The 21,416-nt window shown below is 71.3% G+C and carries 19 protein-coding genes and 1 tRNA gene; 11 read left to right on the top strand and 9 right to left on the bottom strand.

All coding sequences use genetic code 11. The features are described from left to right. Window position 1: 1 nt before the first annotated feature. The 5 genes from ABZ826_RS17935 to ABZ826_RS17915 all read right to left on the bottom strand — a co-directional run bounded on the left by ABZ826_RS17935 (window position 2) and on the right by ABZ826_RS17915 (window position 4,089). Window positions 2-937: a pseudouridine synthase gene (locus tag ABZ826_RS17935; RefSeq protein WP_361448508.1), complete on the bottom strand. Its 936-nt coding sequence runs from the start codon at window positions 935-937 to the stop codon at window positions 2-4. A 117-nt stretch (window positions 938-1,054) separates the two neighbouring features. Beyond that, the gene (locus ABZ826_RS17930; RefSeq protein WP_361448505.1) at window positions 1,055-2,320 is read right to left on the bottom strand and encodes a hypothetical protein; all 1,266 of its coding nucleotides are present in this window, start codon (window positions 2,318-2,320) and stop codon (window positions 1,055-1,057) included. 9 nt (window positions 2,321-2,329) lie between these two features. Beyond that, window positions 2,330-3,418 (bottom strand): hypothetical protein, encoded by a 1,089-nt coding sequence (locus tag ABZ826_RS17925; RefSeq protein WP_361448502.1) that lies wholly within the window; start codon window positions 3,416-3,418, stop codon window positions 2,330-2,332. 10 nt (window positions 3,419-3,428) lie between these two features. Further along, on the bottom strand, window positions 3,429-3,623 hold the full coding sequence (locus tag ABZ826_RS17920) for a hypothetical protein (RefSeq protein WP_361448499.1): 195 nt from the start codon (window positions 3,621-3,623) through the stop codon (window positions 3,429-3,431). Window positions 3,624-4,001: 378 nt separating this feature from the next. Continuing rightward, window positions 4,002-4,089, bottom strand: a tRNA-Leu gene (locus ABZ826_RS17915). Window positions 4,090-4,271: 182 nt separating this feature from the next. Here ABZ826_RS17915 and ABZ826_RS17910 point away from each other — a divergent pair. From ABZ826_RS17910 to ABZ826_RS17900, 3 genes are all read left to right on the top strand, one after another. Then, window positions 4,272-5,597 carry a M20/M25/M40 family metallo-hydrolase gene (locus ABZ826_RS17910; protein WP_361448496.1) on the top strand — a complete coding sequence of 442 codons (1,326 nt, stop codon included), beginning with the start codon at window positions 4,272-4,274 and terminating at the stop codon, window positions 5,595-5,597. 196 nt (window positions 5,598-5,793) lie between these two features. Beyond that, window positions 5,794-6,027, top strand: a complete 234-nt coding sequence (locus tag ABZ826_RS17905; RefSeq protein ID WP_361448493.1) for a chaplin — start codon at window positions 5,794-5,796, stop codon at window positions 6,025-6,027. Between the two features lie 138 nt (window positions 6,028-6,165). Next, complete coding sequence (locus ABZ826_RS17900) at window positions 6,166-6,906, top strand: chaplin (RefSeq protein ID WP_361448490.1); 741 nt, start codon at window positions 6,166-6,168, stop codon at window positions 6,904-6,906. A gap of 65 nt (window positions 6,907-6,971) precedes the next feature. Here ABZ826_RS17900 and ABZ826_RS17895 read toward each other — a convergent pair whose 3' ends face one another. Continuing rightward, the gene (locus tag ABZ826_RS17895) at window positions 6,972-7,160 is read right to left on the bottom strand and encodes a DUF5703 family protein (RefSeq protein WP_030918345.1); all 189 of its coding nucleotides are present in this window, start codon (window positions 7,158-7,160) and stop codon (window positions 6,972-6,974) included. 47 nt (window positions 7,161-7,207) lie between these two features. Between ABZ826_RS17895 and ABZ826_RS17890 the strand changes: the two genes are divergently transcribed. Then, entirely contained in the window at window positions 7,208-7,867 is a 660-nt protein-coding gene (locus ABZ826_RS17890) for a hypothetical protein (protein WP_361448486.1), read from the top strand. 58 nt (window positions 7,868-7,925) lie between these two features. Here ABZ826_RS17890 and ABZ826_RS17885 read toward each other — a convergent pair whose 3' ends face one another. Together ABZ826_RS17885 and ABZ826_RS17880 are read right to left on the bottom strand one after the other, a co-directional pair. Beyond that, on the bottom strand, window positions 7,926-10,214 hold the full coding sequence (locus ABZ826_RS17885) for an ATP-dependent RecD-like DNA helicase (protein WP_361448483.1): 2,289 nt from the start codon (window positions 10,212-10,214) through the stop codon (window positions 7,926-7,928). Then, on the bottom strand, window positions 10,211-11,194 hold the full coding sequence (locus ABZ826_RS17880; RefSeq protein ID WP_361448480.1) for an aldo/keto reductase: 984 nt from the start codon (window positions 11,192-11,194) through the stop codon (window positions 10,211-10,213). Before ABZ826_RS17880 ends, ABZ826_RS17885 begins: the two co-directional genes overlap by 4 nt. Before the next feature lie 140 nt (window positions 11,195-11,334). On the opposite strand from ABZ826_RS17880, the gene ABZ826_RS17875 reads away from it, so the two are divergent. Both ABZ826_RS17875 and ABZ826_RS17870 read left to right on the top strand, forming a co-directional pair. After that, the gene (locus tag ABZ826_RS17875) at window positions 11,335-12,384 is read left to right on the top strand and encodes an LLM class F420-dependent oxidoreductase (RefSeq protein WP_361448477.1); all 1,050 of its coding nucleotides are present in this window, start codon (window positions 11,335-11,337) and stop codon (window positions 12,382-12,384) included. A gap of 254 nt (window positions 12,385-12,638) precedes the next feature. Continuing rightward, a complete protein-coding gene (locus ABZ826_RS17870; RefSeq protein ID WP_361448474.1) occupies window positions 12,639-13,427 on the top strand; it encodes a ferritin-like domain-containing protein in 789 nt (262 codons plus the stop codon). 71 nt (window positions 13,428-13,498) lie between these two features. Here ABZ826_RS17870 and corA read toward each other — a convergent pair whose 3' ends face one another. Then, the gene (corA, locus tag ABZ826_RS17865; protein ID WP_361448471.1) at window positions 13,499-14,494 is read right to left on the bottom strand and encodes a magnesium/cobalt transporter CorA; all 996 of its coding nucleotides are present in this window, start codon (window positions 14,492-14,494) and stop codon (window positions 13,499-13,501) included. A gap of 59 nt (window positions 14,495-14,553) precedes the next feature. Between corA and ABZ826_RS17860 the strand changes: the two genes are divergently transcribed. The 5 genes from ABZ826_RS17860 (at window position 14,554) to ABZ826_RS17840 (ending at window position 21,357) form a co-directional block, all read left to right on the top strand. Then, the gene (locus ABZ826_RS17860; protein WP_361448468.1) at window positions 14,554-15,276 is read left to right on the top strand and encodes a histidine phosphatase family protein; all 723 of its coding nucleotides are present in this window, start codon (window positions 14,554-14,556) and stop codon (window positions 15,274-15,276) included. A gap of 106 nt (window positions 15,277-15,382) precedes the next feature. Next, a complete protein-coding gene (locus tag ABZ826_RS17855) occupies window positions 15,383-15,973 on the top strand; it encodes a DUF3090 domain-containing protein (protein WP_072484378.1) in 591 nt (196 codons plus the stop codon). Further along, window positions 15,937-16,800 (top strand): SCO1664 family protein, encoded by an 864-nt coding sequence (locus ABZ826_RS17850; RefSeq protein ID WP_361448464.1) that lies wholly within the window; start codon window positions 15,937-15,939, stop codon window positions 16,798-16,800. Before ABZ826_RS17855 ends, ABZ826_RS17850 begins: the two co-directional genes overlap by 37 nt. 154 nt (window positions 16,801-16,954) lie before the next feature. Beyond that, window positions 16,955-18,184: a cysteine--1-D-myo-inosityl 2-amino-2-deoxy-alpha-D-glucopyranoside ligase gene (gene mshC / locus ABZ826_RS17845; protein WP_361448461.1), complete on the top strand. Its 1,230-nt coding sequence runs from the start codon at window positions 16,955-16,957 to the stop codon at window positions 18,182-18,184. Between the two features lie 125 nt (window positions 18,185-18,309). Beyond that, window positions 18,310-21,357, top strand: a complete 3,048-nt coding sequence (locus ABZ826_RS17840; RefSeq protein WP_361448458.1) for an NPCBM/NEW2 domain-containing protein — start codon at window positions 18,310-18,312, stop codon at window positions 21,355-21,357. The last annotated feature ends 59 nt before the right edge of the window (window positions 21,358-21,416 follow it).

The raw sequence follows: 21,416 nt of genomic DNA, 5'->3' as shown, positions 1-21,416 counted from the left end.
CTCACCGGTCCGGCCACGCGGAGAGCCGCAGTCCGCTCTCGAAGCGGCGCGGCTCGCCCGTGACCGGATCGGTGAACTCCAGCAACCGGGCGAGGAGCTGGAGCGGGTGCGACCAGTCGTCGGTCGCACCCTCCGGCCGGACCACGGGGTAGACCGGGTCGTGGACGAGCGGCAGTCCCAGGCCGTTCATGTGGACCCGCAGCTGATGGGTGCGCCCGGTGGCGGGCAGCAGCCGGTAGCGGCCCAGTCCCTTCCGGTGCTCCAGCAGCTCGATCCGGCTCTCGCTGTTCGGCTCGCCCGGCTCCTCGCGGGCGGCGATGACGCCGCGCTCCTTGACGATGCGGCTGCGCACGGTCCGCGGGAAGGCCAGACCGGGATCGTACGGCGCCACCGCCTCGTACTCCTTGCGCACCAGGCGGTCCCGGAACAGCGTCTGGTACGCGCCCCGCTCCCCGGGCCGGACGACGAAGAGGACGAGGCCCGCGGTGAGCCGGTCCAGCCGGTGCGCGGGCTGCAGCTCGGGCAGGCCCAGCTCACGGCGCAGCCGGGCCACCGCCGTCTCGGTGATGTGCCGGCCGCGCGGCGTCGTCGCCAGGAAGTGCGGCTTGTCGGCGACGACGAGATGCGCGTCGCGGTGGACCACACGGACCGGGAACGGCACCGGCTCCTCCGGCGCGAAGTCCCGGTGGAACCAGATGTACCCGCCCGCGGCGTACGGCTCGTCGGCGGACACCGGGCCGCGCACGGAGACGAACCGGCCCTCGGTGAGCATGGCGTCCACCCGTGCCGCGCCGATGGCGCCCGCGAACCGTGCCAGCAGATGATCGCGGACCGTCGCCCACCGCCCGTCCGGATCCTCGGGAAGGCGCAGCCGGACCGGATCGATCCCGTCCCGCTGCGGCAGCGGCGCCACCGGGGGTTTCGCGCGCCCCCTCATCGGGGTGCGCCTGCCGGTACGGCGGTGAACATGGTGCGGTGGGCCCCTCTTGTCGTCTCCCGGGTGTGCGCACAGTATCGCCCGTTCCACCCGCCCGGCGGGGCCCTGCCCCCGGACTCAGGCGCTCGGCGGCGTCACCTTCTCCGGGCCGCACCCGATGCGCTCGGCCTCGGCGGCGACATAGCCGGGCAGCAGCTCACGCGTGAGGTCGAAGCCCTCGTCCGTCGGCTGTTCCAGCTGCTCCACCATGAAGATCACGGGCCCGGTCTGGCAGCTCGCCCGGTAGACGGCCCGCGATCCGTCGAGCCGACCGAACCCCTTGGAGCCCTTGAGCGGCAGACCGGCCTTGCGCGCCCCGCTGGAGAAGATCTCGGTCAGCGCCGGGTCCGTCACGGTGGTCATCCGCACGATGGGTTCGTAGCCCCCACTCGCCTCGCAGATCCGGGCGGGCCCGCCGTCGTCGCTGACGCGAGTCCGGCTCAGAGCCTTGCGGTACGCCGCGGGGACGGTGAGGCCCTTGACGCCGCAGAAGGCATTGGCTTTCGTGTCCTGCCGGTCCACGAGGGTGGGCAGGGCGCGAGGTATCCGGTAGGTGCCGGAGCAGCCGAATTCGCGGATGACCCCATTGGTCGCCTCCACCACCGCGCGGGTCAGGGCGGCGCGGTCCCTCCGGTCGTACTCCGAACCGTCGTCCAGTCCGGCCAGTCCCATGCCGATGTCCACCACGGTGGGACCGGCGAACTCGTCCCGGCCCGTACAACTCTGCGGCAGCGCCAGCCAGGCGCGCGACGACGAGGTCATCCCGGGCAGCCCGTCGCCGAGCGACACCATGCCCCCCGCGAGGAACTCCTGCGGCCACTCGTGCGCGTCGGTGCCCCGCAGACCGTCCAGCTCATGCACCCGCAGGGTCACCTGTCGGCGGGGATTGCCGTCCTTGTAGCTGGTGATGCGGCACTGTCCGTACGACGGTCCGCGATCGCGCGGATTGGCGTGCAGGGACTGCTCCTCGGTCTCGGTCCTGCGGTCGCCGAAGAGGTCCGACATGGTCGTGTCGCCGAGCGAGTCCCAGCAGGGGGCGGGACCGAGCAGCGGGATCGTGTCCGTCCGCCAGGCCACCGCACCGGCGCCGAGGAGCGCGCCGACCAGGCCGGCGGCGGTGACGGCGAGGGCGGTGCGGCTGCGGAACAGGCGGCGCAGCAGGGGAGAGCGCTCGGGAGCGGGCCGCTGCTCGGGGGACGGTCCGGGCCGGGGCTCCTGCGCCTGTTCCCCCCGCTCTTCCCGTTCTTCTTCCTGAGGAGCCGAGGGCTGTTCCCGTTCCCGAGGAACCGGGGTCTGCTCGTCGTCCACTGCCGATGCCCTGCTCTCCGTGGTCTCTTCGCCCATCACGCGATCTCACCGGCCCCCGCACCCGATGCGCTTGCGCACGGACTCGGTGAAGTTCATGAACACCCGCCGGTCGTGGCTGCCCGAACCCTTCAGCCCCGACTGGACGTTTCCGTAGAACACCGTCTGCCGACCATGGCACTCGGTGCGTACGAGTCCCTTGTCGGCGCCTTCGGGAAGCCCCTTGAACAGCGCGACCATGCGGGGCTCGCCCGCCATCACGTACTGCGCCGCGGGCTCGTCGGGCTCCCCTCGCGAACGCCACACCACCGAACAGGTCTGAAGGCGCTCGCCGACCACCCCCACCTGCTCCTGGTACTGGGAGCCCTGGCTGAATTCGAAGGTCAGCCCGGGTATGCGGCACAGCGGGTACCCGGCCCTCTCGTCGTCCTCGGCGACCGCCACGACGGGCGAGGTCGAGCGCAGCGGCTTGTCCGGTGCGCACCCGGCCTCGCGCATACCGGTGTTGGCGGCATCCAACAGCATCTGGGTGACGTCGTACCGGCTGCCGATCGCGAACGGCATGTTCACTCTGCCCAGATGGCCGTTGCCGGTGCTCTCGCTGTGGATCGTCACCGTGGACGGCCTGCCGTCCACGTCGCAGCTGCCGGGCAGCACCAGCATGGCCCGGTCACGGGCGACCAACCCGTCGAGGCCGTCGGGCAATCGGGAGGCCGAGCCGTGGAAGTACCGGGCCATCCACGCGCGATGCTCCGCGACCCCGGTGGGAACCGGACCGTACTCGACCGTCACCTGGTCCTTGAACCTGAGCGGCTCGGCCGAGTCGTCGTCCGGGACCGTGGAGGTCACCGCGACCGTGCAGCGGGCGTGGTGACGTCCGGCCGAGGGCGGCGCGGACTCGGTGGCGCGCCGCTCGGAGCCGGACCTGGCGACACCGCTGTCACCGAGGAAGGCGGCACCGCTGTCCTGCTTCCATGCGCCCCAGCAGTAGCTGTCCCGCAAAGGCCAACTGCCCGTCGCCCAGAGGCCGATGCCGGAGACGAGCACCGCCCCGGCGACCGCCCCGGCGAGGAGCGCGCCGCGCCGTCTGCGACTGCCGCCCATCACTTCCCCCTGCGAAGTACGAAGATCGCGCAAAGCCCCGATGCTACGTCGTCCGCTCTACGGGCGCGACTCCGGGCCTCGCCCGCCCGGTGCGGCCCAACTCCCCGACCACGAAGGGGAACTTCGCGGCCGCCGCGTCGATCCGGTACTCCGACAGCACCCACGGCCCGCACGACTGCGAACCGATGCCCTGCACCGCGTGGCCCGGATCGACCCGGACCATCTCGCCGGCCCGCAACTCCGCTACGGGCTGCGCCGCGGTGGCAGCGCCCGGCGAGAGCCGAAGACGCCACGTTCCGTTCGGCGCGATATCTGCACCTGCCGGAAGACTTCCGGATTCACGACTGGCGGCACAGCAAGGTCACGAACGACCTGGGGGCCGGGGAGAACCCCGCAGAGATCTCCGCGAACGTCCGGCACCACTCGCCGGGCCACACCATGGCCGGGTACGGCCACTCACGTAAGGACGGGGCGCGGCAGCTCGCCGCCTCCGGTGCGGGCCGAATCGGCCTGTCATCCCTGGTCTGACCAGGCGATTCGCTGGACTGTTGGTCACGTGGTTGGTCACGCCACTGCCCAGAAATGCAGAAAACCCCACGTGAAGTGGGGTCTCAGCTGGTGTCCGAGGGGGGACTTGAACCCCCACGCCCGATAAAGGGCACTAGCACCTCAAGCTAGCGCGTCTGCCATTCCGCCACCCGGACAAGGTGTCTGTCTCGCGGGCCCGGCCCGTTCCGACGTGGAAAACAATAGCAAACATCCGGGGGTGCTCGATCACGCCAGGGGGAGTGTGAAGGGCGCATGACGGGGGTGGGGGGCCTTGGGCGCGCGGGCCGGGCGCGGGAGGATGAGGAGGAGCACCTCAGCGACAGTGGAAGGAACCAGTGTGAGCGAGACCAACGCGGCGCGGACCGTCTCAGGCGAGGACGAGGTCGTGGACCTCTGTCGTGAGCTGATCCGGATCGACACCAGCAACTACGGGGACCACTCGGGACCCGGGGAGCGGGTCGCCGCCGAATACGTCGCGGAGAAGCTCGCCGAGGTCGGGCTGGAGCCGAAGATCTTCGAGTCCCACAAGGGCCGGGCCTCCACCGTGGCGCGGATCGAGGGCGAGGACCCGTCCAAGCCCGCCCTGCTGATCCACGGCCACACCGATGTGGTTCCGGCCAATGCCCACGACTGGACGCACCACCCGTTCTCCGGCGAGGTCGCGGACGGCTGTGTGTGGGGCCGCGGCGCGGTCGACATGAAGGACATGGACGCGATGACCCTCGCGGTCGTCCGCGACCGGATGCGCAGCGGGCGCAAGCCCCCGCGCGACATCGTGCTGGCCTTCCTCGCGGACGAGGAGGCCGGCGGCACGTACGGCGCGCGGTACCTCGTGGACAAGCATCCGGGCCTCTTCGAGGGCGTCACCGAAGCGATCGGCGAGGTCGGCGGTTTCTCCTTCACGGTGAACGAGAAGCTGCGGCTCTACCTCGTCGAGACGGCCGAGAAGGGCATGCACTGGATGCGGCTCACCGTGGACGGCACCGCGGGTCACGGCTCGATGACCAACGACGACAACGCGATCACCGAGCTCTGCGAGGCGGTCGGACGGCTCGGGCGGCACAAGTGGCCGGTCCGGGTGACCAAGACCGTACGGTCCTTCCTCGACGAGCTGTCCGACGCGCTCGGCACCCCGCTCGACCCGGAGGACATGGATGCCACACTCGCCAAGCTGGGCGGCATCGCCAAGATGATCGGCGCCACGCTCCGCAACTCCGCGGCTCCCACCATGCTCGGCTCCGGCTACAAGGTGAACGTGATCCCCGGACAGGCCACCGCCCATGTGGACGGCCGTTTCCTGCCCGGGTTCGAGGACGAGTTCCTGGCCGACCTGGACCGGATCCTCGGCCCGCGGGTGAAGCGCGAGGACGTGCACGGGGACAAGGCGCTGGAGACCAGTTTCGACGGCTCGCTCGTCGACGCGATGCAGATCGCCCTCAAGGCCGAGGACCCGATCGCCCGTGCGGTCCCCTACATGCTCTCCGGTGGCACCGACGCCAAGTCCTTCGACGACCTCGGTATCCGTTGCTTCGGATTCGCCCCGCTGAAGCTGCCACCGGAGCTCGACTTCGCGGGCATGTTCCACGGTGTGGACGAGCGTGTTCCGGTGGACGGTCTGCAGTTCGGTGTGCGGGTGCTCGACCGTTTCATCGACAACTGCTGACTCCCGCCGCCCGATTGCCGGTGCTCAGCCGGTTCTCCGGTGATCCGCCGGTGATTTTTCACGTCAACAATCGTCTGTGTGTGCGCATTTGACCGGAACGAGTGAAAGGAACCATACGCTCGTAGCCCGATTACCTCTTCCTCGTTACAAGTGATGCGGTCCGCGGCTGGGACCGCATTGTCAACTAGGAGGAATAATGATCAAGAAGGTCGTCGCTGCTGCGGCTGTCACTGGTGGTCTGGTGCTCGCGGGTGCGGGCATGGCCGTCGCGGACTCCGGTGCCCAGGGCGCCGCAGTCGGCAGCCCTGGTGTGATCTCGGGCAACGCCGTCCAGGCCCCCGTCCACGTGCCGGTGAGCGCGTGTGGCAACACGATCTCCGTGGTCGGGCTGCTGAACCCCACCTACGGCAACGCCTGCACGAACGCCTGATGTTGTGCGTCAACCCGTAAGGGTTTGAATCCGGTCGGCCCCGAAGTGCACGCCATGCGCTCCGGGGCCGCTGGGTACTCCGCCCCCGCACGGTCAAGTCCGGGGGTATTCCGGAAGGCAGAAGGCAGGAAACAATCTATGCGACAGGTCACGCGTAAAGGCCTGATCACCGTGGCGGCCGCGGGCGGCGTGCTCGCGCTGAGCGGCGGCTACGCGCACGCCGACGCGGGAGCGTCCAGCGGCGCATCGAATTCCCCGGGGGTGATTTCAGGGAATTCGGTCCAGATTCCGGTCCATGTACCGGTCAATGTCTGCGGCAACTCCGTGAGCGTCGTGGGACTGCTCAACCCGGCGGCGGGAAACGCCTGCGGAAACGGTTCGCACAGTGCCGCGGCGGGCCGGCACGCCTCGGGCGACCAGGTGTCCGGGGACCGGACCCAGGCCCACCGGGCGGGGACCGGCAAGCACCGGGCCGTCACGAGCGACGCCGGGAGCGGGGCGACGGCCGAGGGGGGCGCGCAGGGCTCGCCCGGTGTGCTCTCGGGCAACACCATCGCGGTGCCCATCGACATCCCCGTGAACGCCTGCGGGAACAGCGTCACCATCGGCGGGCTGCTCAACCCCGCCACCGGCAACGCGTGCGGAAACGACGCGGACGTCGTCACACCGCCGGTCGGTACTCCGGTCACCCCGGTCACCGAGCACAAGCCGCCAGCACCCGGACCACGGACCGTGCCGAACGCGCCCGAGGTACAGAGCGTCGCACAACTCGCACACACCGGAGCGGGCGGGCTCGACCTGCTGATTCCGGTCGGCGCGGGCCTACTGCTGGCGGGTACGGGCACGGTCCTCTACCGCCGCGCCCGGATGGCCGCGTAACGGACCGGGCCGGCGACGCGAGCAGGGCAAGGAGCGGGTCCCGCGACTGCGGGGCCCGCTCCGTCTCACCAGGTGGCCCGGAGCTGGCGGATGATCCGTCGGCGCAGCCGCACCCTGCGGCTGCCGTCACGGCGCAGGGTCAGTCGGTCCAACTCCCAGTGCCCGTACTCGGCGTGGTCGGTCAGCAGGCGGGCCGTCTCCTTGCGGGACACCCCGCGCGGCACGTACACATCGACAAATTCGTATTCCGGCATCGCATCTATTGTGCGGGCAGAGCCCGTGTACGGATAGCGTCTGCACTATGTCTGATGCTGCGCAGCCCACCGCTGCCGAGGTACGCGCCGCCGCCGAAGCGATCAAAACCGCGCTCGACCGTCACCTCGATGCGGTCGAACGCCGGACCGGGAACGACGATCCCGCCGTCTACGAGGCGTTCAACGCACTGGCCGCCGCTGCCGAGTTCTACGACGAACTGCTCTACGACCGCTACGACGAGGTCACTCCCTTCGAGATCCCGGGTGCGGAGGACTCCCTGCCGCCGTACACCGGCCCCGAGGAGCCGAACGCGCTCAGCGTGCTGATCCGCCGCGACTACGCGGTGGCTGAGCCGCCGCGCCTGCTCGCGCAGGCCCAGCGGATCGCCGCCCTCGATCCGGACGACCGCGCCGGCGGGAGCGCCGCGGTGGTCGGCTCCAGCGTCCACGCGGCGCTCGGGGTGCTCTTCGGTGAGTACGAACCGGACGAGATCGCTTCCCGGCACGCGGAATTCGGCCTGGAGGAGGGTGACTCCACGCTCTGGGTCACGGCCGCGGAGGAGCTTCCCGAGGCGGGGGAGTGGCTCGGCGCACCGTTCGACGAAGCCGATCCCGAGCTGGTGGTCTGCCGCTTCGACGTCAGCGCCGTCTTCGACGAGGACGAGTCGGACGACGAGCCGGCGGGCCTGGTGGTGGACGGCTCCTGAGCCGTTCGCCGGACGGGCCCAGGGGCCCGTCCGGCGGTGGGGGACGGTGCCCGCCCGGTCAGCGGGCCGGCGCCTCCAGCAGGGTGCGCAGTCGCGTCGTGCGGTCCTGGGCCGGTGACTGGGCGATCGCGCGCTGGAGCGCCTGATCCACCCCGTGGACGACCGACAGATGCCGCTCCGCACGGCTGAAGGCGGTGTACACCCAGGGGCGGCTGAGGCCCTGCGCGGCGTCGCCCGGCAGCACGACGACCACCGCGGGCCAGCGCATGGCGGCCGCCTGATGGGCGCTGAGCGCCCAGCCGTGGCGTACGGAGGACTCCACGCGGCCCTGGGGTACGACGGTCTTCGTGCCCGTGCAGTCCAGATGCAGGCCCTCGGCATCGGCCGAGACAACCACCCCCGGCACGGTCCTGCCCGGCGTCGGGACGTGAACGACGCGGTCACCGGGGTCGAAGCCGCCGAACCGCCCCGGACCGGGGTTGAGCCGCTGCTTCAGCGCCGCGTTCAACGCCCGGGTGCCCGCCGAGCCGCCGTGGCCGACGGTGATCACCTGGGTGTCGGCCGACGGTACGCCGATGGCGCGCGGCACCGAGTCGGCGACCAGCTGCACGGTGCGGTGCACCGCCTCGCCCGCGTCACGCACGGGAACGATCACCACCTCCTTGCCGGGCGCCTCGACCTGGTTCAGCTCACCGATGCCGATGCCGGAGACCAGCTCGCCGATCGGTCCCGGATCCGGCGTACGGGACACGACCTGCGGGCAGGCACGGGCCGCCAGCACATCCGCGAACACCCGTCCCGCCCCGGCCGAGGCCAGTACGCCCGGGTCGCCGCTGAGGACCAGCCGGGTGCCGTCGGCCAGCGATTCCACGAGGATCGCGGCGGTCTCGACGTCCAGCTGCGGGGCGTCCAGCACGACGAGCAGATCGACGGCGACCGCACCCTCCTCGTTCCGGCCGGGGCCCTCCGTGCCGGACAGCAGCCCGGCGAGGGTGACGGCCGCCGACGGGTCGCCGGTCGCCTCGGCCAGCCGGTGCCTGCCGTCGACGCTGTGCACGGCGCCCAGGGCGCGCAGTCCGAGGCCGCGTGCCGCGGTGAGCAGCGCGGCGGGCTCGGCCCTGGCGGCCTCGCCGCCGGTGTGCGCCACCAGGCCGTGGGCCGCGACCGCACGGATCAGCTCGGCCGCCGACGGGGAGACCGCGGCCGAGGCCGCCTCCGTCCAGTCGGCATCCTTCTCGCAGGCGTTGACGAGCCGGGCCAGACCGTCGGCGAGACTCTCCTCGGCGAGCGCGTACCGGTCGAGACCGAGCAGCACCTGTACCGGCTCCCGCGCGCCTTCCTCGCCGGGGCCCGCGGGTGCCTCGGCATCCTGGACGTCCTCGGCATCCTGGACGTCCTCGTCGTCCTGGAACACCAGGACGACGCCTTCGGCGACGGCGTGCCGGACGGCCGCCTCGGGGTCGGTCACCGAGCGCTCGGCGAGTGCGGCACGAACTGCCATCGCGTCGAGCGCCGTATGGCCCTGCAGCGCGGCCCGCTCCAGCAGCCAGCCGACCAGCGCGGCGGTCCGCCGCTCGTCGTCGGGACCGCACGCGGCGCCCAGCAGGGCGCGGGCGAACCCGTCGGCCTGCTCGGGCCTGACCCCCGGCACGGTCAGCAGTCGCCAGGGATCCTCGCGCAGGGCGTCGCCCGCCTGCTCACCGAGTGCCTCGGCCGTCGGGCCCGCCAGCGTTCCGGGAGCCCCGCCCTCGGCCAGCACGGCGGCCGTGGCGGCCACGGCCTCCGGTGAGGCGCCCTGCGGAGCCGGGGCGCGCTCGGGTGCGCGGGGGCGGGTCGGCGCGGGTGCGGGAGCGGCCCGGCGGGGAGCGGCGGGGGCGGGCGAGTCGAAGAACGCGGCAGCGGGCTTCTCGCCGCTCTCGACGGCCCGCACGGCCGCGAGCAGATCGGCCGCCTGGCCACTCAGCTTCGCACCGGCGGCGATGGGGCCGCCCTTGTCGGCCTTGCGCTTCTCGATCCGCTCCCGCAGCTCGCGCTGGGCGGCCAGCTCGGCCTCGGCCTCGGAGAGCGGTGCGGGGGCGTCGGCGGCCCCTTCCGCGGCACCGTCGGCCGCGGACGCCGCGCCGGACTCGGCGGCCGCTTCCGCCGCCTCGTCCGTCCCGGAGCCTGTGGCGGTGCCGCCGTCCGTCTCCTCGGCGGCGGCGGCCTCGGCGGCCGTCGGCGATCCCTCGTCCGCCTCGTGACCCTCGTCCTGCGCGGACGATGCGGGCGCGGCGGCGGAGGGAGCCGCGACATCGGAGTCGTCGGCTGCCGGGGAGCCGGGGGTTTCCCCCCGGGGAAGCGCAGTCACAGCGTGCTCCAGTCCTGGTCGGGATAGCGGTGCACGGGCGCCGACACATCGTCGAGCGCCTGGCAGATCTCGTCAGGAAGACTAAGCGCCTCCACTGACAATGCCTCCGTGAGCTGCTGCGCGTTGCGGGCGCCGACGATCGGCGCCACCACTCCGGGCCGGTCCCGCACCCAGGCGAGAGCCACCTGGAGCGCCGTCGTGGCCAGGCCGTCGGCGGCTGTCGCCACCGCGTCCACGATGCGGCTCGCCGGGTCGTCGAGATACGGCTCGACGAACGGGGCCAGCAGTTCCGAGGCACCGCGCGAGTCCGCCGGAGTGCCCGTCCGGTACTTGCCGGTCAGCACCCCTCTGCCCAGCGGGGAGCAGGGCAGCAGCCCCACCCCCAGATCGAGTGCGGCCGGCAGGACTTCGCGTTCCACGCCCCGCTGCAACAGCGAGTACTCCATCTGGGTGCTGGCCAGCCGGGTGCGCACCCCGGGCGAGGCCAGCTGCCACGTCGCCGCCTTGGCGAGCTGCCAGCCGCAGAAGTTCGACACCCCTGCGTACCGGGCGCGGCCGGTCGACACCGCCAGGTCCACCGCCTGAAGGGTCTCCTCCAGCGGGGTCACCGGATCGAAGGCGTGGACCTGCCACAGGTCCACGTAATCCGTGCCGAGCCGTTCCAGGGAGGCGTCCAGCGCGGCCAGCAGATGCCCGCGCGAGCCGTTGAACCGCCGGTACGGGTCGGCCACGCTGCCCGCTTTCGTGGCGATGACCAGATCGTGCCGTGGCACCAGACCCTCGGTGAGCCGCCCGAGCAGATATTCGGCCTCCCCGCCGCCGTACACGTCGGCCGTGTCGACCAGTGTGCCGCCCGCCTCCCAGAAGGCCTTCAGCTGTTCGGCGGCGTCGTGCTCGTCGGTGTCCCGGCCCCAGGTCAGGGTGCCGAGCCCGATCCGGGACACTCGAAGGCCGGTGCGGCCGAGATGCCTCTGCTCCATGGGCGCTGAGATTACTGGCCAGAACCCCACTCGGCGGAAGCCTGTGGACAACCCGGCACCAAGTCGCCCCTGCCGGATCACGTTGCCGCGCGCTAGAGTCCGGAGCTCAGGGACGTTACTGATCAGTAAGGGGAGCGGTTATGCGGCTCGGCATCAATCTCGGTTACTGGGGCGCGGGGATGGACGGCGACAACCTCGCCGTCGCCCAGGAGGCGGACCGGCTCGGATACGACGTCTGCTGGGCGGCCGAGGCGTACGGATCCGACGTGCCGACCGTGCTCTCCTGGGTCGCCGCCCAGACCGAATCCATCGACGTCGGCTCCGCGATCATGCAGATCCCGGCCCGTCAGCCCGCCATGACGGCGATGACCGCCGCCACTCTCGACTCGCTCTCCGGCGGTCGGTTCCGGCTCGGCCTCGGCGTGTCGGGACCGCAGGTCTCCGAGGGCTGGTACGGCGTCAAGTTCGACAAGCCGCTGGCCCGCACCCGGGAGTACGTCGAGATCGTCCGCAAGGCGATGTCCCGCGAGCGGCTGTCGTACGAGGGACAGCACTGGACGCTCCCGCTGCCGGACGGTCCGGGCAAGCCCATCAAGCTCACCGTCCACCCGCAGCGCGAACACATCCCGCTCTACATCGCCGCGATCGGCCCCAAGAACCTGGAGCAGACCGGCGAGATCGCCGACGGCGCGCTGCTGATCTTCCCCTCCGCGGAGCACCTGGAGGACACCGCCGTGAAGTACCTGCGGGCGGGCCGGGAGAAGGCCGGCCGGACCCTGGAGGGCTTCGACGTCTGCCCGACCCTGCCGCTCGCCGTCGGTGACGACGTCAACGGCCTCGCCGACATGTTCCGTCCGTACACCGCGCTGTACGTGGGCGGCATGGGCAGCCGTAAGCAGAACTTCTACAACCAGCTCGCGCAGCGCATGGGGTACGAGAAGGAAGCCGCCGAGATCCAGGACAAGTACCTGTCCGGCGACAAGAGCGGAGCCGCCGCCGCCGTGCCGCACCGGCTGATCGACCAGACCACGCTGCTCGGTCCGGTCGAGCGGATCGCCGAGCGCATGCAGGCGTACGCCGCGGCGGGTGTCACGACGCTGACCCTGGCCCCGGCCGGCTTCACGCTCGACGAGCGGATCGCGGCTCTGCGGGCCGGTACGGATGCGCTGGAGCGTTCCGGTCTCGCGTAGCGCCGGCCCTGGGGATCCGGGCGGCGCCACGGCCGTGGTGGGGGCTCGGGGGTCCTCCCCGCCACGGCCGTTACGCGGAACAACGCGTTCGGGCGCCCGAGGTTACGCCGAATGGTGTGCGGGCCGGAGGCGTCGACGTACGCGGCGGGCCGGAGCGGCCCCGTCCGGCGTAGCCGGGGGGCGTTCCTGTTGCCTGGGTGGGCGCGCCGCATTTGACTGGCGATGGGCGTGACGCCGGTACGGAGGTGGCAGCGATGCTCTCGGCAAGAAACCTGTTCCAGGAGATTCTCGACGAAGACGAGTCGTTCCGGCTGTTCTGTTCCATCGCGGCCAGCGGGGAGTCCCAGGGCGGCTGGGAGAACGGCCGGATCGCGGAGCTCGTGCCCGAGAGCCAACGGGCCCTGGCGCCCAAGATCGCGCGCCACGGTGCCGACGAGGACAAGCACGGCCGGATCTTCCACGCGCTGCTGAGGAGGCGCGGACTGCAGCCCGTCGAGGTTCCGCACGAGACCGACTACACGATGCTGCTGGAGAGGCACGGCATCGGCCTCGCCCATGAGCAACTGGGGCGTCGGGAGCCGCTCTCCGAGCGCGACATCATCACCTACCTCGCGCACAGCCGGGTCACCGAACAGCGCGCCTCCGAGCAGATGACGCTGTTGCGCAAGTACTTCGCCGACCACCCCGACGTCGGCCGGGCGGTGAAGATGATCTCGAACGACGAGGACAACCACCTGGCGTACTGCCACGAGGAGTTGCTCCGCTTCGCCCGCTTCGGGCACGGTCGTACGATCCAGCGCATCCTCCGCGAGTGCGCGCTCGCGGAGATCCGGGTGTACCGCGACGTCAGCCTCGCCGTGATGGATCACATGGGCCGCATCCTGCACTGGTCACGGGCCAGGGCGGCGGTGCTGGCCGCGGGGATCCACGGGGCCTACGCGTACGAACGGCTCGTGGGGTGGCGGCGCATGGTGAGTCTGGAGCCGCCCGAGCGGCGCGACGCGCTGGGCGGTCCCGCGGCACAGGCCCACGAGTTCGCCTGACCCGTCGTTCCGGGCCGCCCCGGGCCGAGTCGCACGGCGGCGCGTGGTCCGGGCGTCGCGCCCGGCCTCCGTCAGAGCCAGCCGCGGCGCTTGAACTGGCGGTACAGGCCGAAGACCACGGCGACCATCAGCAGGATCACCGCCGGATAGGCCCACACCCAGCGGAGCTCCGGCATGTGGTCGAAGTTCATGCCGTAGATGCCCGCCACCATCGTCGGTACGGCGGCCATCGCCGCCCACGCCGAGATCTTGCGCATGTCGTCGTTCTGCCGCACGCCCACCTGGGCCAGGTGCGCCGAGAGGATGTCCGAGAGCAGCCGGTCCAGCCCGTCCACGTACTCGTTGGCGCGCGTCAGATGGTCGCTCACGTCGCGGAAGAACGGCTGCGAGTGCTCGTGGACGAACGGCACCTCGGCGCTCGCCAGCCGGGCCATCGGGGCACTCAGCGGCCCGGCGGCCCGGCGGAACTCCATGATCTGCCGCTTGAACGTGTAGATGCGGGACGCGGTGTTCTTGGTGTCCACGGTGCCGGTGGGCGCGAACACCTCGGTCTCCAACTCCTCCAAGTCGTCCTGGAGCTCGCCGGCCACGTCGATGTAGTGGTCGACGACGGCGTCACTGATCGCGTACAGCACCGCGGTCGGCCCGTGCTTGAGCACCTCCGGCTCCGCCTCCAGACGGCGGCGCACCGCGGCGAGCGGCGCGCCCTCCCCGTGGCGGACCGTCACGACGAACGAATCGCCGATGAAGGCCACCAGTTCGTCGGTGGTGACCGTGTCGCTCAGGTGCTCGTACACCACTGGCTTGATGACCGCGAAGAGCGAGTCGTCGTACACCTCCAGCTTGGGCCGTTGGTGCGCGCTCAGGGCGTCCTCCACGGCCAGCGGATGGAGCCCGAACTCGCTGCTGACGCGTGCGACCTCCGTCTCCGTCGGCTCGTACAGCCCGATCCACAAGAACGCGTCACCGGTCGCCCGCGCCTCCGCGAGGGCGTCGGAGAGGTCGGCGGGGCCTTCGGTACGACGCCCGTCCCGGTAGATCGCACAGTCCACAATCACGGCGCGCATTCTTCCCTGCCGCGGTCCCCGGCGCACCCCACCGGCGACAGCGGCCTACGCTGGCCCGTATGCCCACCCTGATCCTCGTACGTCATGGACGCTCCACCGCCAACACGGCCGGGGTGCTCGCGGGCCGCACACCGGGTGTCGCGCTCGACGAGCGCGGAGCCGCACAGGCCGCGGCGCTCCCCGGGCGGCTGGCCGAGCTGCCCCTCGCCGCCGCCGTCAGCAGTCCCCTGCAGCGCTGCCGGGAGACCCTGCGGCCGCTCCTCGACGCCCGGCCGGAGCTGGTGCTGCACACCGAGGAGCGGATCAGCGAGTGCGACTACGGCGAATGGTCGGGACGCAAGCTGGCGGAGCTGACCGACGAACCGCTGATGAGCGTCGTGCAGCAGCACCCGTCGGCCGCGGCGTTCCCCGGCGGCGAGTCCATGCGCGCCATGCAGGCGCGTGCCGTGGACGCCGTACGGGACTGGAACGCGCGGATCGAGTCCGAGTACGGTGACGACGCCGTCTATGTGATGTGCTCGCACGGCGACATCATCAAGGCCCTCGTCGCCGACGCGCTCGGCATGCACCTCGACCTCTTCCAGCGGATCCACGCCGACCCCTGTTCGGTCACCGCGATCCGCTACACCAGGCTGCGCCCCTTCCTGCTGCGGCTCGGCGACACGGGGGATCTCGCCCCGCTGGCGCCGCGTGAGAGCACCGCCGGGGCGGAGCCGGGACGGCGTCCGGCGGCGGAGAGCGATGCGGACGCGGCGGTCGGGGGCGGCGCTGGGGCGCCGTGATCGCTTCGCGCAGTAGGGTGGACGCGCCGTAGGCGCCTTCCCCGGGGTGAATCCCCCGGACCCCGGCCGCCCTTCATCTGCCGTCAATTTTCAAGGGAGACAGGACGTGTCCCGTCAGGTGTTCCTCTACGACCCCCCGGACCGCTTCGTGGCCGGTACGGTCGGGTTGCCTGGACGTCGTACGTTCTTCCTGCAGGCATCCTCAGGCGGACGTGTCACCAGCGTGGCCCTGGAGAAGACTCAGGTCGCCGCGCTCGCCGAGCGCATCGACGAACTGCTCGACGAGGTGGTGCGGCGGACCGGCGGAAACTCTCCGGTGCCCGCCGTGGCACCCATGGACGTCACCGACACCGCCCCTCTCGACGTGCCTGTCGAGGAGGAGTTCAGGGTCGGCACGATGGCGCTCGCCTGGGACGGCGAGGAACAGCGCATGATCGTCGAGGCGCAGGCGCTGGTCGAGCTGGACGTGGACTCCGACGAGGATCTCGCGGAGGCCGAGGAGCGGCTGCTGCAGGACGAGGAGAACGGTCCGCCGATGCTCCGGGTCCGCCTCAGCGGTGCGCAGGCCCGTGCCTTCGCCAAGCGCGCCCTGGACGTCGTGAACGCCGGGCGCCCGCCGTGCCCGCTGTGCAGCCTGCCGCTCGACCCGGAAGGACACGTATGCCCGCGCCAGAACGGGTACCGTCGCGGAGCCTGACCGACACCGAGCCGGTTACCGTGCTCACGGTGCTCGCCGAGGGGCGGCTCACCGTGCGCGGCCAGATCCGCAGGGCGTCCAACGCGGTGCTCTACTGCACGGTCGCCCACGAGGGCGAGGAAGTGACCTGCGTCTACAAGCCCGTGGCGGGCGAACAGCCCCTGTGGGACTTCCCGGACGGCACGCTCGCCCAGCGCGAGGTGGCCGCGTACGAGATCTCCGAGGCGACCGGCTGGGGGCTCATACCGCCCACCGTGCTGCGGGACGGGCCGTACGGCGAGGGCATGTGCCAGCTGTGGATCGAAGCGGCCCCGCGGGACGACGGGCCGGACGAGGCCGGGGAGCCGCCGCTCCTCGCGCTCGTCGAGGACGAGGAGCCGGGGGAGGGCTGGAAGGCCGTCGCCCTCGCCCAGACCGGGGAGGGGAGGACGGCCCTGCTGGTGCACGCGGACGATCCGCGGCTGCGGCGGCTGGCGGTCCTCGACGCCGTCATCAACAACGGCGACCGCAAGGGCGGCCATCTGCTGCCAGCGCCCGGTGGCCGGCTCTACGGCATCGACCACGGCGTGACCTTCAACACCGACGACAAGCTGCGCACGCTGCTGTGGGGGTGGGCGGGGGAGCCGTTGACGGCCGAGGCCGTCGCCGTCGTGGACCGGCTGGGCGCGGAGCTGGCGCCCGGGACCTCGCTCGTCACCCGGCTGGGCGAGCTGATCACCGTCGTCGAGATCGAGGCGCTGCGGGGGCGCGTGGAGGCGCTGAAGGCGTCGGGAAGACATCCGGAGCCGAGCGGCGAATGGCCGTCGATCCCCTGGCCGCCGGTGTGAGGACAGCGGGCCGGTCCGGGGCCGGGGGAGCGGGCGTACGAGGCGGAGCCGCCGTACCCGAGACAGATGGACCCACGAAGCGCAAGACCGCCTCTTCGGCCAGGATCGGGTATCCGGTTCGTATCCGGAACATGCATCCGGTTACGCTCGTGGCATGCATGCCTGGCCCGCTTCTGAGGTCCCCGCCCTGCCTGGCAAGGGCCGCGACCTTCGGATCCACGACACCGCGACCGGCGGACGGATCACCCTTGACCCCGGTCCCGTCGCCCGCATCTACGTCTGCGGCATCACGCCGTACGACGCGACCCACATGGGTCACGCGGCGACCTACAACGCGTTCGACCTCGTTCAGCGCGTGTGGCTCGACACCAAGCGGCAGGTTCACTACGTCCAGAACGTGACGGACGTGGACGACCCCCTGCTGGAGCGGGCCGTGCGCGACGGCAAGGACTGGACCGAGCTCGCCGAGCGCGAGACGGCCCTGTTCCGCGAGGACATGACCGCCCTGCGCATGCTCCCGCCGAAGCACTACATCGGTGCCGTGGAGGCGATACCGGGCATCGTCCCGCTCGTCGAACGGCTCCGGGACGCCGGCGCCGCCTACGAGCTCGACGGGGACGTGTACTTCTCCGTCGAGACCGACCCGCACTTCGGCGGGGTCTCCCACCTCGACGCCGAGGCGATGCGGCTGCTCTCCGCCGAGCGCGGTGGCGATCCGGAGCGCCCCGGCAAGAAGAACCCGCTCGACCCGATGCTCTGGATGACCGCCCGTGAGGGCGAGCCGAGCTGGGACGGGGCTTCGCTCGGCCCCGGCCGGCCCGGCTGGCACATCGAGTGCGTCGCCATCGCCCTGGACCACCTCGGCATGGGCTTCGACGTCCAGGGAGGCGGGTCCGACCTGGCCTTCCCGCACCATGAGATGGGTGCCTCGCACGCCCAGGTGCTGACCGGCGAATACCCGTTCGCCCAGGCGTACGTGCACGCCGGAATGGTCGCCCTGGACGGCGAGAAGATGTCCAAGTCCAGGGGCAACCTGGTCTTCGTCTCGAAGCTGCGCCGCGCGGGCGTGGATCCGGCGGCGATCCGCCTCGCCCTGCTGTCGCACCACTACCGGTCCGACTGGGAGTGGACCGACCAGGTGCTCGCCGATGCCGTCGAGCGGCTCGGACGGTGGCGCTCCGCCGTCTCCCGGCCCGACGGACTGCCCGCCGAGGCCCTCGTCGAGGAGGTCCGTGAGGTCCTCGCCGACGACCTGGACGCACCGGCCGCCCTGGCCGCCGTGGACCGCTGGGCCGAGCGCCAGAACGCCGAGGGCGGTACGGACGAGGGCGCACCGGGCCTCGTCTCGCGCACCGTCGACGCGTTGCTGGGTGTCGCACTGTAGTGCCGCGCGCGGTGACATTCCGCTGATCGTCATCCGATGAGCCGGCCTTGGACTTCTCGACGAAGTTCAGGGCCGGTTCCGTTTTGTCCATGGTCAAGTGCTCGATGTTGCGCTAAAAGCGCTCTATGCAATCATCAACGAGCATCAGAACGGCGGCAGTTGCAGCCTTGCTGGGGCTGCTCGCCGTCTTCGCGGGGCCCGGTGCCGCCCAGGCCGGCGCCGCCGAACCGGACAGCACCACGGTCGGCGACCTCACCGGATTCTCCGCCGACGGTCCCGTCTACCGCTTGAGGGCCGGCGCCGCCGAGGCCCGGGTCAGCTTCGTCTCCGCCGAGACCTTCCGAATCGAACTCGCCCCGGACGGCACGTTCTCCGACCCGGCCGGCGACGACATCGTCCTGCCGCAGGGCGCCCCGCCGCACACCCGGTGGAAGGAGCGGGACGACCGCTACGAACTCTCCACCGGCAGCGTCACCCTGCGCGCCTACAAGTCACCCCTGCGCTTCGCGCTGTACCGCGCGGACGGCACCCGGGTCTGGTCCGAGGCCAAGGGGTTGAGCTGGGACGGGAAGCAGACCACCCAGACCCTGGACCGCGGCGCCGACGAGCAGTTCTACGGCGCCGGGATGCAGAACGGACGCGGCAACACCTCGCACCGCGACAAGACCGTCGAGGTCGGCGTCGACTACAACTGGGACGACGGCGGCCATCCCAACTCGGTGCCGTTCTACCTCTCCTCGGCGGGGTACGGCGTCTTCCGCAACACCTACGCGCCGAACACGTACGCCTTCACCGACCCGGTGACCACCACGGCGAAGGAGAAGCGTTTCGACGCCTACTACTTCGCGGGCGACAGCGCCAAGGACGTCATCGGCCAGTATACGAAGCTCACCGGCAAGCCCTTCCTGCCGCCCGTGTACGGCATGGAGATCGGCGACGCCGACTGCTACCTGCACAATGCCAACCGCGGTGAGCGCCACACCCTGGACTCCCTGAAGGTCGCCGACGGCTACGTCGAGCACGACATGCCGAACGGCTGGATGCTCGTCAACGACGGCTACGGCTGCGGACACGAGAACCTCGGCGAGACCGCCAAGGGTCTCCAGGACCGCGGCATGCAGCTCGGGCTGTGGACGCAGGACGGCATTGCGAAGATCGCCGACCAGGTCAAGGCGGGCCAGCGGGTCGCGAAGCTCGATGTCGCCTGGATCGGCGAGGGCTACAAGTTCGCGCTCGACGGCTGCAAGGACGCGTACCAGGGCATCGAGGACAACAGCGACGCCCGCGGCTTCACCTACGCCCCGGAGAGCTGGTCGGGCGCCCAGCGCTGCGGCGTCCAGTGGTCCGGCGACCAGTACGGCACCTGGGACTACATCCGCTGGCAGATCCCGACCTACGCGGGCGCCACGATGTCCGGTCTCGCCTACACCACCGGCGACGTCGACGGCATCTTCGGCGGCAGCGCCAAGACGTACACCCGTGACCTCCAGTGGAAGATGTTCCTCGGTACCACGATGACCATGGACGGCTGGGCGGCCAGCGACAAGCAGCCCTTCCGGTACGGCGAGCCGTACACCTCCATCAACCGCGACTACCTCAAGCTCAAGGAGTCGCTGCTTCCCTACCAGTACTCCTACGCGCACGAGGCGACGAAGACCGGCGTCGGCATGGTCCGGCCCCTGGTCCTCGAATACCCGGACGACCCGAAGGCGGCGACGGACGCGGCGAAGTACGAGTTCATGTCCGGCGAGGACTTCCTCGTCGCGCCCGTCTACCAGGACAGCACCGAGCGCGGCGGCATCTATCTGCCGAAGGGCACCTGGACCGACTACTGGAGCGGTCGCACCTACGAGGGGCCGACCACCCTCGACCACTACAGTGCTCCGCTCGACACCCTGCCGCTGTTCGTCAAGGGCGGTGCCAGTGTGCCGATGTGGCCGGGGATCCGTTCGTACCGGGACCGCACCGCCGACTCGCCGCTCGCCTGGGACATCTACCCGCAGGGCACGTCGTCCTTCACGCTGTACGAGGACGACGGCGTCACCCGGCAGCACCGCGACGGCAAGTACGCCACGCAGACCGCCGAGGTGAAGGCGCCGCTCCGGGGCGCGGGCGACGTCACCGTGCGGATCGGCGCGAGCCAGGGGAAGTTCACCGGCAAGCAGCGCACCCGCCCGTACGAGTTCAGCGTGCACACCGGCTCCGCGCCGAGCGCGGTCCAGCTCGACGGCAAGCTGCCCCGGCTGACTTCGGCGGCCGCGTACAAGGCGGCGAAGCAGGGCTGGTGGTACGACCAGGACGACCGCGGCGGCGTCGTGAAGATCAAGACCCTGCCGCTCTCCACCGACAAGAAGTTCTCCGTGAAGCTGCTGAGGACGAGCTCGGTCGGCGGGCGGAACGCCGCGACCACGGCCCGCGTCTCCGCGCCGGCCGGGCAGGAGATCGGCGCCGGGACCGAGGGCACCGTCGCCGTCGATGTCACCGCGGGCGACGCAGATGTCACGGACGCCGCCGTCACCCTGGACGTTCCGGAGGGCTGGCAGGTCGCGCGGCCCGCGACCGTGGACCGGATCCCGGCGGGCACCACCCGGCGGGTCGAGGTGTCCATCACCCCGGCGAAGGACGCCACGGCGGGGGAGGCGCGGCTCACCGCCCTCGCCCGCTACCGGGCGGCCGGCGAATCCCGGACCACCGTCCAGCGGTTCGCGGCCGGAGTGATGCCACCGCCGCCCACCGGTGAGGCCTGGGCGAGCGATCTGGTGTGGCTGAAGTCCGTCAACGGCTACGGCCCCGCCGAGCGGGACCGCAGCAACGGCGAGTCCGGCGCGGCCGACGGACACCGGCTGACCCTCGCGGGCAAGACGTACGAGAAGGGCATCGGCACCCATGCTGACTCCGACATCGAGGTCTACCTCGGCGGCCGATGCACCGCCTTCACCGCGGACGTCGGGATCGACGACGAGATCAACGGCTACGGCGAAGTGGCGTTCTCCGTCGAGGCGGACGGCAAGGTCCTGTGGACCTCACCGAAGGTGACCGGGGCATCGGCGACCGTACCGGTCGAGGTGAAGCTCGACGGTGCGCGCCATGTACACCTGAAGGTCACGGACACCAACGGGTCCAAGACAGGTGACCACGGGGACTGGGCCGCGGCGCGGTTCATCTGCTCCTGAACGACCGGTGTGGCCGAACGACCCGCACAGCACAGGAGCGCCGGGCGTGTGTCCGCCCG

This window comes from Streptomyces sp. NPDC047515 (assembly GCF_040643055.1).
Classification (GTDB): Bacteria; Actinomycetota; Actinomycetes; order Streptomycetales; family Streptomycetaceae; genus Streptomyces.
The sequence above is the reverse complement of the archived record's forward strand: the minus strand, read 5'-3'. Positions and strand labels throughout refer to the sequence as shown.

Coding starts and splice junctions, on each gene's coding strand:
- ABZ826_RS17935 (WP_361448508.1), bottom strand. CDS start 937: ATGAGGGGGCGCGCGAAACCCCCGGTGGCGCCGCTGCCGCAGCGGGAC.
- ABZ826_RS17930 (WP_361448505.1), bottom strand. CDS start 2,320: ATGGGCGAAGAGACCACGGAGAGCAGGGCATCGGCAGTGGACGACGAG.
- ABZ826_RS17905 (WP_361448493.1), top strand. CDS start 5,794: ATGATCAAGAAGGTCGTCGCTGCTGCGGCTGTCACTGGTGGTCTGGTG.
- ABZ826_RS17900 (WP_361448490.1), top strand. CDS start 6,166: ATGCGACAGGTCACGCGTAAAGGCCTGATCACCGTGGCGGCCGCGGGC.
- ABZ826_RS17895 (WP_030918345.1), bottom strand. CDS start 7,160: ATGCCGGAATACGAATTTGTCGATGTGTACGTGCCGCGCGGGGTGTCC.
- ABZ826_RS17890 (WP_361448486.1), top strand. CDS start 7,208: ATGTCTGATGCTGCGCAGCCCACCGCTGCCGAGGTACGCGCCGCCGCC.
- ABZ826_RS17880 (WP_361448480.1), bottom strand. CDS start 11,194: ATGGAGCAGAGGCATCTCGGCCGCACCGGCCTTCGAGTGTCCCGGATC.
- ABZ826_RS17875 (WP_361448477.1), top strand. CDS start 11,335: ATGCGGCTCGGCATCAATCTCGGTTACTGGGGCGCGGGGATGGACGGC.
- ABZ826_RS17870 (WP_361448474.1), top strand. CDS start 12,639: ATGCTCTCGGCAAGAAACCTGTTCCAGGAGATTCTCGACGAAGACGAG.
- corA (WP_361448471.1), bottom strand. CDS start 14,494: ATGCGCGCCGTGATTGTGGACTGTGCGATCTACCGGGACGGGCGTCGT.
- ABZ826_RS17860 (WP_361448468.1), top strand. CDS start 14,554: ATGCCCACCCTGATCCTCGTACGTCATGGACGCTCCACCGCCAACACG.
- ABZ826_RS17850 (WP_361448464.1), top strand. CDS start 15,937: ATGCCCGCGCCAGAACGGGTACCGTCGCGGAGCCTGACCGACACCGAG.
- mshC (WP_361448461.1), top strand. CDS start 16,955: ATGCATGCCTGGCCCGCTTCTGAGGTCCCCGCCCTGCCTGGCAAGGGC.
- ABZ826_RS17840 (WP_361448458.1), top strand. CDS start 18,310: ATGCAATCATCAACGAGCATCAGAACGGCGGCAGTTGCAGCCTTGCTG.